The organism is Parasegetibacter sp. NRK P23 (assembly GCF_023721715.1).
Taxonomy (GTDB): Bacteria; Bacteroidota; Bacteroidia; order Chitinophagales; family Chitinophagaceae; genus Parasegetibacter.
The window spans coordinates 229,171-245,000 of the sequence record NZ_JAMDLG010000001.1; the positions used below are offsets into that span (position 1 = coordinate 229,171).

Below are 15,830 nucleotides of genomic sequence, written 5' to 3' on the forward strand. Positions count from 1 at the left end.
CATGCCTGTAAAGATCCGGCTATGGCCGCGGTGCTTTTCCGTTTACAACCAATTTATTTATGCTGAAAGATATGAGGAAATTACTGATCGTCGCCAGCCTGCTGCTGAACGTTTCCAGCCAGGCGCAAACCATTGGGGCAAGTGAAAAGTTCCTGGGGTATAAGATCGGCGAAAAATTCACGCCACACTACAGGATACTGGATTATTTCCGCCAGATGGCCGCTACTCATCCAGACAGGATAAAGTTGGAACAATACGGCGTAACCTATGAGGGAAGGCCTTTGATGCTGGCTTTCATTTCTTCCCCGGAAAATATGGCCAAACTGGAACAGATCAGGTTGAACAACCTTCGGCTGGCGCAGCTTTCCGATGACAAAGCCGCTCCTTCCGAAAAAGCGCCCGCCATTGTATGGCTCAGTTATAATGTGCACGGCAACGAACCATCTTCTTCTGAAGCCGCCATGCTTACACTGGATGCGCTGGCGGACAAAACAAATACCCAAACGGCAAACTGGCTTTCCAATACTGTTGTAGTGATCGATCCCTGTGTGAATCCCGATGGTCGCGACCGCTACGTGAACTGGTATAATTCCGTTGCAGGTGCAAAACCCAATCCTGATCCGACTTCCAGGGAACACAGCGAACCCTGGCCCGGTGGACGGAGCAACCATTATAATTTTGACCTCAACCGCGACTGGGCCTGGCAAACACAGGTGGAATCGCAACAGCGGCTGAAAATGTACAATAAGTGGATGCCGCACGTACATGTGGACTTCCACGAACAGGGCTTTAACGCACCGTATTATTTCGCGCCCGCGGCCGAACCTTTCCACGAAGTGATTACCCCCTGGCAACGCGCCTTCCAAACCGAGATCGGGAAAAACAACGCCGCTTACTTCGATAAAAACGGCTGGCTGTATTTCACCCGCGAGCAATTCGACCTGTTCTATCCCAGTTATGGCGATACTTATCCCACTTACAACGGGGCTATTGGCATGACTTACGAACAGGGCGGGCACAGCAGAGGCGGACTGGCCGTGGTTACAAAAGATGGTGATACGCTTACCCTTGCCGACAGGGCGCTGCACCATTTTACCACCGGCATGAGTACGATTGAAGTAACCGCGCGCAATGCAGAGAAAGTAACAGCGGAGTTTAAAAAATATTTTCAGCAGGCCACCAGTGCGGGTTACGGTAACTATAAATCTTATGTGGTCAAGAACAGGCCGGCCGATAAAGCGCGTATAGATGCGTTGAAAGCGTTGTTGAACAAAAATGATATCAGGTTCGGAACGGCAAAGTCAGGCAACTATTCCGGGTACAGTTTTTTTGGAGGCAAAGATGAAAAAGTTGCTATTGCTGAAGGCGATATCGTGATTCCTTCCAAACAGCCCAGGTCGGCCATGGTGCGCGTATTGTTTGAACCGCGCGCGTTCCTCAGCGATTCCGTTACTTACGATATTACAGCCTGGGCATTGCCCTATGCTTATGGGTTGGAATCATTCGCTACCAAAGAAGAAGTTCCTGTACAGTATAATATGTTCACGCCGCCAGTTGTTGTTAAAGAGGAAATATCTGCTGAAGATGCTTACGCTTATGCCATTCCCTGGACGGGCACAAATTCCGCAAAAGCGCTTGGTAGTTTATTGCAACAGGGCATAAAAGTGCGGTATGCGCAGGAGCCGTTCCGGGTAGATGGAGAAGATTTTGAACGGGGAACGCTGATTGTTACCAGGGCTGCGAACAGGCAGTTTTCGGGGAAAATGGAAGCCCTTATGAATAAGCTGAAGAAAGAGAATGAGGTCCATATTGAAAGACTGAATACCGGCTTTGCCGAAAAAGGTTTCGATTTTGGCAGCGATAAAGTCAGGTTAATTGGTCGCACCAATGTGGCCGTTGTTACCGGAGACCGGGTATCATCTCTTGGAGCAGGTGAAGTATGGCATTTCTTTGAACAAGAACTGGGCTATCCCGTAAATATGGTGAACTACGATGACCTGGGGCAATTGAATTGGAACGAAACCGATGTATTGATCGTGCCAGCAAATTATTCCGGCATTTTTTCTGAAAAGAATTCCGCTGAAAAAATAAGGGAATGGGTGAGCAACGGTGGCAGGCTCATCGCCATCGAAAACAGTGTGGCCCAGATCGCCCGCGCCGAATGGGGATTAAAACCCAAAAAGGAAGAGGAAAAAGACAAGGAAGACGACAAGAAAAACCCCTACGAGTCACTGCGCACTTACGCGAACCGGGAACGCGACGATGTACAGACCAACATCCCAGGAGCCATCTACAAAATAGACCTTGACAACACGCATCCCCTTGCTTTCGGTTATCCCAATTATTACTACGCCCTGAAAATGAATGCCCAGGTATACGAATACTTCTCCGATAACGGCTGGAACGTGGGCGTGCTCAAGAAAGACAACTACGTAACCGGGTTCGCGGGCAATAAACTGAAACCTTTCCTCAGCGATGGTATGGTGTTGGGCGTTCAGCCCATGGGGCTGGGCCAGGTCGTTTACCTGACCGAGAATCCACTTTTCCGCAGTTTCTGGGAAAACGGAAAACTGATGTTGTGCAACGCGGTGTTCCTGGTGGGGCAATAAATGCTTGCCCCGAAGCCTTATCTTCGCTGTTCAAACACCATTTCAATCCATAGAATGGGGGGAGCGCAATGTATTGTTCGGGCTTCTTATCCGTGAAATACATTGCTTTCACCTGTAAAAAATATAACCTGTTAGGATGAAGAAAATCCTGTTGACCTCGTTTGTCGCCTTACAGCTTTTGTGCACGGCTTTAAGTTACGGCCAGGCACCGGCGTCCTGGTCCTCCGCCGAAATACTCCAGCAACTGAATAAATTTAAAGTGCTGGGTTCAGTATTGTACATCGCGGCGCACCCGGATGATGAAAACACGCGTTTGCTCACGTATCTCTCCAGGGAAATGAATTACCGCACCGGGTATCTTTCTCTCACCAGGGGTGATGGCGGACAAAACCTGATCGGAGATGAACAGGGCATTGAGCTGGGATTGATCAGAACCCAGGAACTGCTCGCCGCCCGCCGCGTGGATGGTGCCGAACAATTCTTCACAAGAGCCTATGATTTCGGGTTCTCCAAGAATCCCGAGGAAACATTCCGTTTCTGGGACAAAGACAAAGTGCTCGCAGATGTGGTATATGTGATCCGGAAATTCCGTCCGGATGTGATCATTACCCGTTTTCCCACTACAGGAGAAGGAGGGCATGGACACCATACCGCTTCAGCCATTCTCGCGGGAGAGGCTTTTGAACTGGCGGGTGATCCAACCAAATACCCTGAACAACTCAAATATGTTCAACCCTGGAAACCCAAAAGATTGTTGTGGAACACCTTCAACTTTGGTTCCGCGAATACCATCAGTGAGGACCAGTTCAAGATAGAAGTGGGACAATTCAATCCTTTGCTGGGAAAGAGTTACGGCGAAATTGCCGCGGAAAGCCGGAGCCAGCACAAAAGCCAGGGTTTTGGTGTACCCCGCTCCAGAGGAGAGGCTTTCGAATATTTCCGGCTCATCAAAGGAACCGCGCCCGCCACTTCACTAACTGATGGCGTAGCCACCGATTGGAGCCGCGTGCCTGGTAGCAACCAGGTGGTGCTTCAAACGGAGACGGTCATCCGTAATTTTAATCCGGGTAAGCCCTCCGCCTCGGTTCCCGACCTGGTTGAGCTGTACAAAATGGTGCAGGCTTTACAGGACCCTTTCTGGAAGGAAGTAAAACTCGCCGAACTGCGCCAGCTTATCGCCGCTTCCGCCGCACTTTGGCTGGATGCCACCACCAGCCAGCCATCGGTGGTACCCGGTGCGCCACTCACCATCAATCTGGCGCTCAATAAAAGATTATCCACGGCAGTGAAAGCCGGAAAGATAAGCGTTGGAGGAAGAGATACCCTGCTGAACAAAACGCTGGAGCACAACGTAAATGTAAATCTTCCTTTCAACATTACTGTTCCCGCCGACCGTGAAACCACCCAACCTTACTGGTTAAAAAGACCGATGGGCGCAGGGTATTTTGACGTACGCGAACAGCAACTGATCGGCCTGCCGCAAAACGGTACGGCTTTTAAAGCAACTGTGGAACTGGAAATTGCCGGACTCCCGCTTACTTACCAACTTCCGGTGATGTACAAATATACCGACCCGGTGAAAGGAGAAATCTACCAGCCCTTGCAGGTAGTGCCGCCGGCATTGGTGAAAACCAATCCCGACGTATTGTTGTTCCGGAAAGGCGTTGCCTCCTCCGCTATGGTGGAAGTAGAACTCACCGCTGATGCGGATATCGCCGCAGGCGCACTGAAAATGAACCATACCATCAATGGCATCACACAGCAATTCGCCGCGCTGGAAAAGCCGCTATCTAAAGGTATGAGCGCTTCGTTTCCCTTTAACTTCAGCAATACCTCCTTAAAAAATGGTGACGTGAGTTCTCTTAAAGTGTTCGCATCAAACGCGAAAGGAGAGCGGATGGATCAGGACGAAGTGCAGATTCAATACGATCATATCCCGGTGCAGCATTACTTCTACACGGATTCTGTTAAAGTACTGAACATCGATTTGAAAACGGCCGGGAAGAAGATCGGGTACATTCCCGGAGCGGGAGATAAAGTGGTGCCTGCGCTGCGCCAGATGGGATATGAAGTGGTGCTATTGAAAGAAGAGGACCTTCAGCCTGCTTTATTGCGTTCATTTGATGCCGTTATTACGGGAGTTCGCGCGCACAATGTACATGCGTTTCTAAGCAACCGCTACGAGGCGCTGATGGATTATGTGAAAGAAGGGGGCAACCTGATTGTACAATACAATACCAACAACCAGATCGGACCGGTACGCGCGAAAATCGGGCCTTACCCATTCGCCATAACAAGGAATCGCGTTACGGATGAAACAGCCACCGTAAATTTTCTTAAAAAGGAACATCCAGTGCTGAACTACCCGAATGCCATTACCAGTGCGGATTTTGAAGGATGGGTGCAGGAGCGCGGCATCTATTTCGCCGACCAGCTTGCGCCAGAATATGAAACTGTTCTTTCCATGAAAGATCCGGGGGAGAATGAACAAAAGGGAAGTCTGATCATTGCCCGCCATGGAAAAGGTACATTTGTGTACACCGGACTGGTGTTTTTCCGCCAGTTACCGGCAGGTGTTCCCGGCGCTTACAGGCTGCTGGCGAACATCATTGCGTTGAACCAGAAGAAACCGTTTTAAATGCAGAAAGCGCCGCAGAGAAGGAATGTAGGGTTTGCATTGGCTATTATTATTGGCCTGGCCATTGGATTTTTTATTAAGAAAGTACACGTAGGATTGCTGATAGGACTCTTTCTGGGACTGCTGGCCAGCGGCCTGAGAAAGCGTTAACAGGTCACTAAAAAATGCTCGTATGAAAAAAGCGACCGGCGGGGCGGAAAGCCCCGACAGGAAATTTAATATGACCCGCATCAGCGTGATAGTGATTGCTGCGCTTGTCCTGGAAATCATCTTCTTCTCTCTTTTCACCAAATATTTCTCATGAGCAGTATCGATTGGTTCGTACTGGTAGCCACCCTTGCCGCCATCATTCTGTACGGTTTGTACAAAAGCAAGACCACACGCAACCTCGACGGCTATTTCCTGAGCAACCGGAGTATGCCCTGGTACCTTGTGATGCTCAGCATCATGGGCACACAGGCCAGCGCCATAACTTTTTTATCCGCGCCCGGACAGGCTTATACCGATGGTATGCGCTTCGTCCAATATTATTTCGGCCTGCCGCTGGCGATGGTGCTTATCGCAGCGTCTTTTGTGCCCGTATTCCATAAACTAAAGGTGTTTACCGCGTACGAGTACCTTGAACAGCGCTTCGACCTGAAAACAAGGGCATTCACATCATTCCTGTTTTTGTTGCAGCGCGGACTTTCCACCGGCATCAGCATCTATGCACCGGCAATTATCCTTTCCTCTTTATTGGGGTGGAACATTTACTGGACCAATATCGTTATGGGCGGCGTACTGATCGTGTACACGATGACTGGTGGGGCAAGGGCCGTAGCCTACACGCAGCAATTACAGTTCCTGATTATTTTCGCGGGTATGTTTTTCGCGGGGTATATGGTGGTGAAAATGCTGCCCGAAGGCGTGGGGTTTGCCGATGCGCTGCACGTGAGCGGGAAACTGGGTAAACTGAATGTGATCACCTCCGGAACAAAAACCGGTGGCGGATTCGACTGGAGCGACCGTTACAATATTTGGAGCGGCATCATCGGCGGTTTCTTCCTGGCGCTGTCTTATTTTGGGACCGATCAAAGTCAGGTGGGCAGGTACCTGACCGCGAAATCACTTGCGGAAAGCAGGACCGGTTTGCTGATGAATGGCCTGGTAAAAGTACCAATGCAGTTCCTGATCTTATTGGTAGGCGCGCTGGTATTTACTTTTTACCAGTTCTATACGCCGCCGATCTTTTTCAATAAAGTGCAGACGGATAAGGTAGCCGCAGCCCCGGCTTACAAAGATAGTTTCAACTTGCTGGAGCAAAAACACATCGCGATCGCGGAAGAAAAACAGTCTGCGGTCCGTTTATTTACGGATGCGCTTCACCGTGAAGATTCCGTTCTGATGAACCAGACCGCGGGCCAGCTCCGGGTGCTGAACGCACAATCGGATACCGTGCGACAGCAATTTACTTCGATACTCAAAAAAACGCCCGGTGCTGATGCGAATGATACCAACTACATCTTCCTCCGCTTTGTGATCGACTATTTACCGCAAGGCCTGATTGGCCTGCTCATCGCCGTTATATTTATGGCCGCCTGGGGCTCCATCGCGGCCGCTTTGAATTCGTTGTCGTCCTCCACAATGGTGGACTTCCACAAAAGGTTTTCCGCGAAGAAAGAACGGCTGGAAGGGGCTGCGCTGGATGAGAAAGAATACAAATGGTCCAGAAGGTATACGCTTTTCTGGGGCATCTTCTGCATTATCGTGGCGCAGTTCTCCAACAGAATGGGCAGTTTAATCGAAGCCGTGAACGTGTTGGGGTCGTTGTTTTACGGGGTGATACTCGGTATTTTCCTGGTGGCTTTCTATGTGAAAAAAGTAGGTGGCAACGCGGTATTTACCGCCGCGCTTGTGGTGGAAGCGGGTATCATCTGGATGTTCTTTTTTACGAAGTTGGGTTTCCTGTGGCTGAACCTGGTAGGGGCCGTAGCGGTGGTGGCGCTGGCCTGGATGTTGAGTTTGTTTATGGGGGAGCGGAGAGTTGCTCCGGTGGTTATGAATGATGCTCCATCGCGCTGACCTTATTTTTAACTTCCGCAAGCAGTTGCTGTTCTGTGGGTAAATAAAGCTGGTATTTACTGGCAACGATGGATGCATTCGTTTCAGGAAGCGTGATCTTCACCATTGCATCGTTTTTATCCGCACACAAAAGGATGCCGATAGTCGCCTGCTCGAAAGGTTGCTTTTCAAACCTGTCAAGATAATTTACATACATCTGTAACTGGCCGATATCCTGGTGTGTGATTTTATGCGTCTTTATTTCGAAGACCACGAAGCATTGCAGCAAACGGTTATAAAATACAAGGTCCATAAAAAAATCATCTCCGCCGATGTGAATACGTTTTTGTCTTGCTACAAAGGAGAAACCATTCCCCAGTTCAAGAAGGAATTCCTGTAAGTGTGCGATCAATGCGCCTTCAAGGTCTTTTTCATAATAAGAAGGAGACTTTTCTAATCCCAGGAACTCAAGTACCATTGGATCTTTGATCACATCAAGCGGGTTGGCAGGCTGTTTTTCCCCCTTTGCCGCGGCCATTACACTTTCCTTATCGGTACTCAAAAGCAGCCGTTCATAAAGCTGGCTGTTAATCTGTCTTTCGAGTTGCCTGGATGTCCAGTTGTTCTTTGAAGCTTCGAGTATGTAAAACGCTCTTTTCTCTTGATTGTCAATAGGTAACAGCAACTTGTAATGTGTCCAGCTGAATTGCGTCCGCAGTGCGGACGCAATTGGGAAAGTCCTGTAAAATTGCCTGTAACGTTCCAGTTGACGAACAGTGAAGCCTGTGCCAAATTCTGGTTCCAATTCTTTTGCAAGTGTTCTGATGAGGAATGCGCCATAATCCGCACGGTCTTTTCCTTCCTGTTCTTCTTCAAAAATCCGTTTCCCGATGTTCCAGTACATGCTTACCCGGATATGGTCTACTGTACGAACGGCCTGCTCCCTGCTTTCAAGGATAAGTGATCTGATGGCGGTTACTAAAGTTGGATTCATTTCCATACGATTGTTTTTTATTGATGAATAATACAATACACTGCCGGCAGGGCCAGTGGTGATGGACCTGAATGGTGATTCAGTAAATAAATTGCTTTATCCGCGCCTGTGGTGGGAGATACACGCGAAAAAGAATGGAAACAAAAATGCAAGGAATTTCCTTGCATTTTTAATCAAGTGCGGCGGAGCAGATTCGAACTGCCACGCCCGGTAAAAGGCGCTACCACCTCAAAGTAGTGCGTCTACCAATTTCGCCACCGCCGCTTTTTTGATGGGAGTGCAAATGTATAAAATTTTATAATTCAGCGTGCTTTTCCGGATTTTTTTTCCTGGGAAGCCTGAATGGGCATTTCAATCCGGAAGGTGGTGCCCGTGGAAGCATCGCTTTGTTTCACGAAGATGCGCCCGTTGTGGAACTGTTCTACAATGCGTTTGGTTAAACTCAAGCCCAGTCCCCAGCCTCTTTTTTTTGTGGTGAACCCCGGGGCAAATACTTTTTGCCAGTGCTGGCGCGGAATGCCTTTGCCGCTGTCTCTCACCTCTATAATAATATTTCTCCCCTCAGGCAGTAAGGTTACCGTAATATTTCCTTTTCCATCCATGGCGTCAAGCGCGTTCTTCAACAAATTCTCCATCACCCAATCAAAAAGGGGAGGGGATACTTCGGCGTTCAGCAGGGTATGCTCCGGTGCGCTCACCTCGAACTGCACCTTTCCCGTGGCGCGTTTCCGGATATAGTCTACCATGTTGTTGACCTGTGCCAACAAATCCGTTTGTTCCAACTGTGGGGTGCTGCCGATCTTCCCGAACCGGTCGCTCACCAGTTTCAGCCGTTCCACATCTTTGGCCATTTCCCGGATCATATTGGTATCTGCCGGGGCATCCTTCAGTACTTCCACCCAACCTTCCAGGGAAGATACCGGCGTGCCCAACTGGTGTGCCGTTTCTTTCGCCATGCCTGCCCATAACTGGTTCTGCACCGAGCGGTTCCTGGTTTGAAGGGAAAGAACGGTAATGAGAATAAAGAGCGCAACGATGAAAAGTTGCACAATCGGGTAATATTCCACTTCGGCGAGCAGGAAGGAAGAACCATAATAATACCGGTTCATCTGCGTGGAATCAGAGGGGTTGATCCAGGTGATGGGGTCATTGTTGCTCCGGTACTTATTGAGTAAGGATGGAAGGTAATCGGGGCGGGTCCTTACTTTGAAGGTATCAATGTTCACGAAGCTGATGATGCTGTCGCGTTCATTTGTTTCAATGATGGGAATATCTGTATTGTCTGCGATCACCAGCCCTACCAGTTGGTTGCTGATGCCGGTGGAGTCGTTAATAAGGAGTTTGCCCGCTTCCACCCATTGCAGCACTTTTGTTCTTTCCCCACCCGCTATTTTCCTGGCCAGGTACTGGGAATACAGGATGGTGCCCGAAACAATGGCAATGGCGATGATGGCGAGCCAGGTGCGCCAATTCTGAAGAGTGGATAGCATCCGTAAAAATAATAGCTTTGCACATCATTTAAAAAACATAACCTGCGCATTTTGACGAGGCAACCATCAGTAGCAGTCGTAATATTGAACTGGAACGGAAAACACCATCTCGAAAAGTTCCTGCCCTTCCTGGAAGCGACAGGTTATCCCAGTATGGAGCTGATCGTGGCTGACAATGCTTCTTCCGATGCGTCAATAGATTTCCTTCAAGCCAATTATCCGCAGATCAGGCTGATCCGTCTTCCCGAAAACTATGGTTTCGCGAAAGGGTACAATGAAGCACTGAAACAGGTGGAAGCCGATTATTATGTATTGCTGAATTCCGATGTGGAGGTAACACCCAACTGGCTGGCGCCAATGGTCGAATTGCTGGAACAGGATGCGACCATTGCCGCCTGTCAGCCGGTAATCAAGATGTTCGCCGACAAAAACCGGTTCGAATACGCCGGTGCCGCTGGCGGTTGGATCGATGGACTGGGTTATCCTTTCGCACGTGGACGTGTTTTTGATTACTGTGAAATTGACACCGGACAATACCCCGATTCCGCACCCATTGGCTGGGCGGGCGGTGCCGCGTTGTTCATCCGTTCAACTGTTTACCGCGAGTCTGGAGGACTGGACCCCATTTTCTTCGCCCACCAGGAGGAGATAGACCTTTGCTGGCGCATCCAGCTGATGGGTTACCGGATCTATGTTTGCACCGCTTCGGTCGTGTACCATTTGGGCGGAGGCACGCTTCCCAAAGGAAATGAACGCAAGGTGTACCTGAATTTCAGGAACAACCTCATCATGCTCTGCAAAAACCTGCCTTACCATACGCTGGTGTACAAATTGCCCTTGCGCTTCGTACTGGATGGCATTTCCGCCTGGAAATCTTTGTTCGCCGGGCAGCGGGCCTATTTCATCGCCATCGTACAGGCCCACTGGTATGTGGTGCGCTGGATGCTGGGCAGCAAGAAAGGGAACCTTTTTCCCGTGAAACGCGGCAACCTTACAGCAGGTTGGTACAAGGGAAGCATTGTATATCAACACTTCGTAAAAGGAAAGAAAAAGTTCAGCGAAATATTTTTCTCGTAAAGGGTGTTCATATTTTGAACGGAACCTTTATTTTTGCACCGTAATCAAACAAGCACAATGGCACAGGAAATACAAGAACAACAGAGCCAGGATATTGCCAGCAACTGGGTGAACTCTTCCGTATTTTTATTTTACCTGAAGGTTTTTTGCATTCTGGCATTCGTGCTAGGTGGTTGCTACTCATTGTACCAGCACCGTTACAAGGGAACACCTGATGTGGCAGTGCCAGATAACACGCTGTATACACCAAAGTATAAATAGGTTTGAAAAAAAAGTGCAGGAAAAATTTTGAATTATTGAAACAAACCTTATCTTTGCACTCCCAAATCATTCAAACACAGTTCTTTATCAGTATGCGGAAGTAGCTCATTTGGTAGAGCACGACCTTGCCAAGGTCGGGGTGGCCGGTTCGAGCCCGGTCTTCCGCTCCAGGATTCCATCCGCAAAACGGATGGAATTTTTTTTGCGACAAAGTTTTTGAAGTATTTCATAACTGCATCGCTTAAACGAAGTTTCAGGTCGCAAGACCGGTTACACCCGGGTGGTGGAATTGGTAGACACGCCGGACTTAAAATCCTGTGGGCTGCAAGGCCCGTACGGGTTCGACTCCCGTCCCGGGTACATTCATCTCCTGAAAGGAGACAATAGGAACAGCTTAAAACTGTTCCTATTCTTTTTTACAGATGTTCCTGCTCTGCGAATCTTACCCTGAAGGCCTTCAAAAGGCGCAAGTATTTCATTGAAGGCAGTAACGCAAAGTGCGGTCTTCCCAATAAATTTAATCCATCCTCAAAGTTCCTTTGTTCATGAATTGAGTTATCTCTCCTGGTTCTTTTCCATCAGTTTCGCTTTTCTTTTTTTATCCAGGTATTCCCGTATCGGCATATCGGCCAGCACCATCACCAGGTAAGCCAATACCAGCACGAATATTGTTCCTCCAACAATGATGAAAATAAGGGTTATGCCATCCGGCTGATTATTGGTATAGTAGTTGCCGAATAGCCATAATACGGCATAGTGTGTCATATACAAAGGGTAGGATATTTTTCCTGAAAACAAACACAGTTTTCTGAATGACTTGTTTAAAACGGCTCCCGCGCCCAATGTGATCAGCAGTGGAAAATAACACAATACCACCAACAGTTCCGTTAGCCAGCTCCATGATGTGAAGGGTATCAGAAAAGCCAGGGCGAGCAATACGGCCAGGCCTGCGAAACCCAATTTGTTGCGGATGATCCAGTTGGAACGATGGATAAGAAGACCCGCAAGAAAAGAGTAGGCAATCCTTGCAAAGCCATCCAAAAAAGTCGGTCCACTCCATCCACCCAGCAAATTACCGGCGCGGTAGCTAACAAAAGATAACCCGATACCGGCAAGGATAACCAGTACCATCAGCGTATTTCGTTTGATTTTACAAAGCACCAGAGCATACGCTATATTGGCCGCATATTCCCAGAACAACGACCAGGATGGAGCATTTAGCCCGAAAAGGTTGAACCCACGCTCCGCCATTACCGGAAAGGGGATCAGCAGCGCAGAACATACAAACAGAAGGATGATGTTTCCGGCATTGTACAACTCAGGACTTCCTCCGAAAGGGTCAAACAAAAAAGCCAGCAAGCCCAGCACCGATCCGATCACCACCAATGGATGCAGCCGGATGGCGCGTGCTTTAAAAAACTCCAGGATGCCCATTCGTTGTATACGGTCGTCATAAGCATATCCGATCACGAAGCCTGAAAGGCAAAAGAAAAAGTCTACGGCCAGGAACCCGTGCGCGATAAAGTTCTTACTTAAATCAGGGTGAACCCATTCCATAAAATGAAAGACCACCACCGCCAGGGCGGCCACGCCCCTTAAGCCGTCCAGTATTTCGTAGTGAGATTTTGATATTGTTATTGTTGTGCCCGCCTGATTCATATTGCAATAATAAGTTGTTTCGGTTGGTGAAAAAGGTTGCCGGGGAATGGTATCGTTTGCGCAATTTTCAATAAGAATTATTCTTTTACACACCAGTACCAATCCCTAATTTGAAACGCATTCGGATAATCCTTATATCTTCGTAGGTATTTACCCCAGTTTCCCCCGTTAACCATTTGCTTATGGCAGTTGTAAAAATGAAGAATGCTCCGGTTGCTTTGTTGGATAGCGATAACCGTTGCCATGTAGCAGACTTCATTGCAAGCCTTTACCCCGTTTCGGACCAATATAAAAAATTGCTGAGCGACAAGATTTTCCTGCGTTCACTAAAGAAAGGAGAGATGCTGGTGAAGAAAGGAGAAGTGTGTTCTTTTATTTGTTTTATCCGCAGCGGACTGATCCGCGGATTCATTGAGTACAGCAAGGGCGACATCACCACCTGGATCAGTTGCGAAAATGAACTCGTTACTTCCATTACCGGCTTCTTTAAAAACCAGCCCGCCAAAGAGAACATCCAGGCCATCGAAAACTGTATCGTTGAATGTATTCACGCAGAGGACCTCATGTTGTTGTATGAACAATGTCCGGAACAACACATCATCACAAGGCTGGTACTGGAAAATTATTACCAGGACGCGGAAGCAAGAGCCTTTATCGCCCGTCTTCCCACGGCCATGGAGAAGTACGATGCGCTTTTTCTTTCCGATAGTTACCGGAACATTCTTCAGCGTGCGCCTCTAAAATATATTGCTTCCTTCCTGGGCATCCGGATCGAAACGCTGAGCAGGCTTCGTCAGCAGAAAAGCCAGGGGAAATAATGCTCAGGGCGTTGCCGCCGCTTTCTGAAAATAGTTGTGCATAAAGAGCAACTGGTATTGAACGGCGTTGAGCCAGTAAGCCCAGTTGTGTACCCCGGGACGCGTCAGGAAATCGTGGGGAATATTCCTGTATAAGAGCGCTTCATGGAGTTTCATATTCACGTCATAAAAAAAGTCGCCGGTGCCGCAATCGATCATGATGTCCAGTGCATTGGGCGTGAGCAGGTGCAATTGGTTCATCACGGTATGTTGCTCCCAGTATTCGGGATGTTCTGAATATTTCCCGATGCGTTTTGTCATTTCCCAATTGTTGGGGAAGGGCCTGATGTCTACGCCGCCACTCATACTTCCTGCCGCGCCAAACAGGTCCTGGTGCCGGAAAGCCAGGTACAGTGCGCCATGGCCACCCATGCTCAACCCGGTTATGGCCCTTCCTTTTCTATTGCTGATGGTGCTGAAAGCGGAGTCTATAAAAGGAATCAGTTCTTTTGTAATGTAGGTTTCGTATTGGTAGGATGGGTCGATAGGACTATCCCAGTACCAGCTGCTGAAACCGCCGTCCGGGCAAACGATCAGCATATTGTGCAGATCGGCTGCTTTCTCGAAGCCTTTGGCTTTGGAGAGCCACCCGGAATAATTATCGCTGTAACCATGGAGGAGGTACACTACGGGGATTTTAGCGCCTGGTTTGTAACCGGATGGTTTGATCACCGCCGCCTTGATGTGTTTTTTCATGGAAGGGCTGTAGGTAAGGAGGGTATCCACTGAAGCCGCGAAGGAAGAAGACTGGATAATTAAAAGGGCTATTGCCGGAAGGATGATTCTTTTAAATGAGTTGCTGCTCATGCCGAAGGTTTAAAAATGTAGTGTGTGTATAAATGATTAAATTACTGTTTCATCTAAATGCTATTACCATGGACCAACGTATCATCAATCTGTTCGACGAATATACGCATAAGCCGCTCAAACGCGATGAGTTCCTGCGTCGCCTGGCGGTGCTCACGGGAGGTATGGCCACGGCTTTGTCTATGCTCCCCAAACTGGAACTGAACTATTCCAATGCCGATACTACTTCGGAATACCAGGATAAGATCATTACTGAGCGGGTTACCTACCCAGGGAAAGATTGTACCATGAAAGGTTATCTCGCGCGCCCCAATTCAAAAGGGAAATTCGGAACAGTGGTGGTGATTCATGAGAACCGGGGGCTGAATCCACATATTGAAGATGTAACGCGCCGTGCGGCCCTGGCAGGGTTTCTGGCCCTGGCGCCCGATGCACTTGCGCCGCAAGGTGGTACACCGTCCAACGAAGAGGAGGCCCGTGGTTTGTTCGGAAAGATCGACAACGCGCAGAATCTTCAGAATTTCATCCTCGCTTTCGATTACCTGAAATCAAGGCCCGAGTCCAATGGGAAAGCAGGTTGCATAGGGTTTTGCTGGGGTGGGGCCATGGCCAATCAGCTCGCTGTTCATGTACCCGATCTGAAGGCCGCGGTACCTTTCTATGGCAGACAACCCGACGCTGCGGACGTGCCGAAAATTAAAGCTTTCGTGCAGCTGCACTACGGAGAAATGGATGAGAGAGTGAATGCCGGTATCCCCGCTTATGAAGCCGCTTTAAAGGCAGCCGGGATCAAATACGAATTGTTTATTTATAAAGGCGCGCAACATGCCTTCCACAACGATACCGCACCTACCCGCTACAATGAAGAGGCCGCAAAACTGGCCTGGGGCAGGGCAATGGAGCTGTTCAGAAAAACACTTTCCTGAGTTTTACTTTCTGGGATAAACAAAGAAGTCGGACCATTGTGATCCGACTTCTTTGTTTAGTATTACGCGTTGTTTAACGCTTGATCATTTTTAATGTTTCCATCGTTTTACCATCTCCATCGTTGATCCTGATGATGTACAGGCCCGACTTGATATTGGAAGGAATATTCAGTTTCACCTGTTGTGTGCCGGTTGAAAGTTGTTTCAGGTCCTGCTTCACAATAATTCTTCCGAACAGGTCACAAACCGTAACCACCATAGCCGGTGCGGGTTTGTTCAAACTGAAGCGGATATTGATCTCTGACGTGAAGGGGTTGGGGTACCCTGAAACACTACTGAGCACAAGCGCATCATGGTTGGCTTCCGGAGCAATATTCAACGCGGTGATCGATGCGGTGTTGGTGGTAACTGTTTCGGTAACAACTGGCGCCGTCGCGTTCAGGTTTGGTGCGCCTTCAATAGCCATTGCGTT

14 protein-coding genes and 3 tRNA genes (1 of these 17 running past the window's edge) are annotated in these 15,830 nt (G+C 48.7%); 11 read left to right on the top strand and 6 right to left on the bottom strand.

All coding sequences use genetic code 11. The annotated features are described in order from the left end of the window. Positions 1–59 precede the first annotated feature (59 nt). The 5 genes from M4J38_RS00890 (at position 60) to M4J38_RS00905 (ending at position 7,308) form a co-directional block, all read left to right on the top strand. Positions 60–2,609, top strand: coding sequence for a M14 family metallopeptidase (locus M4J38_RS00890; RefSeq protein ID WP_251757642.1), 2,550 nt, complete (start codon positions 60–62; stop codon positions 2,607–2,609). Positions 2,610–2,745: 136 nt separating this feature from the next. Beyond that, positions 2,746–5,247, top strand: a complete 2,502-nt coding sequence (locus tag M4J38_RS00895) for a PIG-L family deacetylase (protein ID WP_251757643.1) — start codon at positions 2,746–2,748, stop codon at positions 5,245–5,247. Next, positions 5,248–5,397 carry a hypothetical protein gene (locus tag M4J38_RS00900; protein ID WP_251757644.1) on the top strand — a complete coding sequence of 50 codons (150 nt, stop codon included), beginning with the start codon at positions 5,248–5,250 and terminating at the stop codon, positions 5,395–5,397. Between the two features lie 22 nt (positions 5,398–5,419). Continuing rightward, positions 5,420–5,551 carry a hypothetical protein gene (locus tag M4J38_RS19735; protein ID WP_256469186.1) on the top strand — a complete coding sequence of 44 codons (132 nt, stop codon included), beginning with the start codon at positions 5,420–5,422 and terminating at the stop codon, positions 5,549–5,551. Next, positions 5,548–7,308, top strand: a complete 1,761-nt coding sequence (locus M4J38_RS00905; protein ID WP_251757645.1) for a sodium:solute symporter — start codon at positions 5,548–5,550, stop codon at positions 7,306–7,308. Before M4J38_RS19735 ends, M4J38_RS00905 begins: the two co-directional genes overlap by 4 nt. Here the strand turns inward: M4J38_RS00905 and M4J38_RS00910 are convergent. From M4J38_RS00910 to M4J38_RS00920, 3 genes are all read right to left on the bottom strand, one after another. After that, the gene (locus M4J38_RS00910; protein ID WP_251757646.1) at positions 7,283–8,281 is read right to left on the bottom strand and encodes a YhcG family protein; all 999 of its coding nucleotides are present in this window, start codon (positions 8,279–8,281) and stop codon (positions 7,283–7,285) included. The genes M4J38_RS00905 and M4J38_RS00910 overlap by 26 nt on opposite strands. A gap of 178 nt (positions 8,282–8,459) precedes the next feature. After that, positions 8,460–8,545 (bottom strand) — tRNA-Leu (locus M4J38_RS00915). Between the two features lie 38 nt (positions 8,546–8,583). Further along, entirely contained in the window at positions 8,584–9,771 is a 1,188-nt protein-coding gene (locus M4J38_RS00920; RefSeq protein WP_251757647.1) for a HAMP domain-containing sensor histidine kinase, read from the bottom strand. A gap of 51 nt (positions 9,772–9,822) precedes the next feature. Between M4J38_RS00920 and M4J38_RS00925 the strand changes: the two genes are divergently transcribed. From M4J38_RS00925 to M4J38_RS00940, 4 genes are all read left to right on the top strand, one after another. Next, positions 9,823–10,848 (top strand): glycosyltransferase family 2 protein, encoded by a 1,026-nt coding sequence (locus M4J38_RS00925; protein WP_251757648.1) that lies wholly within the window; start codon positions 9,823–9,825, stop codon positions 10,846–10,848. Positions 10,849–10,905: 57 nt separating this feature from the next. Further along, on the top strand, positions 10,906–11,109 hold the full coding sequence (locus M4J38_RS00930; protein ID WP_251757649.1) for a hypothetical protein: 204 nt from the start codon (positions 10,906–10,908) through the stop codon (positions 11,107–11,109). A gap of 94 nt (positions 11,110–11,203) precedes the next feature. After that, positions 11,204–11,279 (top strand) — tRNA-Gly (locus M4J38_RS00935). A gap of 104 nt (positions 11,280–11,383) precedes the next feature. Then, a tRNA-Leu gene (locus tag M4J38_RS00940) sits at positions 11,384–11,469 on the top strand. A 195-nt stretch (positions 11,470–11,664) separates the two neighbouring features. Here the strand turns inward: M4J38_RS00940 and M4J38_RS00945 are convergent. Continuing rightward, on the bottom strand, positions 11,665–12,768 hold the full coding sequence (locus M4J38_RS00945; protein ID WP_251757650.1) for an acyltransferase: 1,104 nt from the start codon (positions 12,766–12,768) through the stop codon (positions 11,665–11,667). Between the two features lie 182 nt (positions 12,769–12,950). Between M4J38_RS00945 and M4J38_RS00950 the strand changes: the two genes are divergently transcribed. After that, positions 12,951–13,586 carry a Crp/Fnr family transcriptional regulator gene (locus M4J38_RS00950; protein WP_251757651.1) on the top strand — a complete coding sequence of 212 codons (636 nt, stop codon included), beginning with the start codon at positions 12,951–12,953 and terminating at the stop codon, positions 13,584–13,586. A gap of 3 nt (positions 13,587–13,589) precedes the next feature. Here the strand turns inward: M4J38_RS00950 and M4J38_RS00955 are convergent, their stop codons facing one another. Further along, complete coding sequence (locus M4J38_RS00955; protein ID WP_251757652.1) at positions 13,590–14,432, bottom strand: alpha/beta hydrolase family protein; 843 nt, start codon at positions 14,430–14,432, stop codon at positions 13,590–13,592. A gap of 68 nt (positions 14,433–14,500) precedes the next feature. On the opposite strand from M4J38_RS00955, the gene M4J38_RS00960 reads away from it, so the two are divergent. Next, positions 14,501–15,358, top strand: a complete 858-nt coding sequence (locus M4J38_RS00960; RefSeq protein WP_251757653.1) for a dienelactone hydrolase family protein — start codon at positions 14,501–14,503, stop codon at positions 15,356–15,358. A 73-nt stretch (positions 15,359–15,431) separates the two neighbouring features. On the opposite strand, the gene M4J38_RS19770 is transcribed toward M4J38_RS00960, so the two are convergent. After that, on the bottom strand, positions 15,432–15,830 hold the 3' portion of the coding sequence (locus M4J38_RS19770; protein WP_251757654.1) for a T9SS type A sorting domain-containing protein. It continues 630 nt past the right edge of the window; the window shows 399 of its 1,029 coding nt (coding positions 631–1,029); the start codon falls outside the window, past its right edge; it ends in the stop codon at positions 15,432–15,434.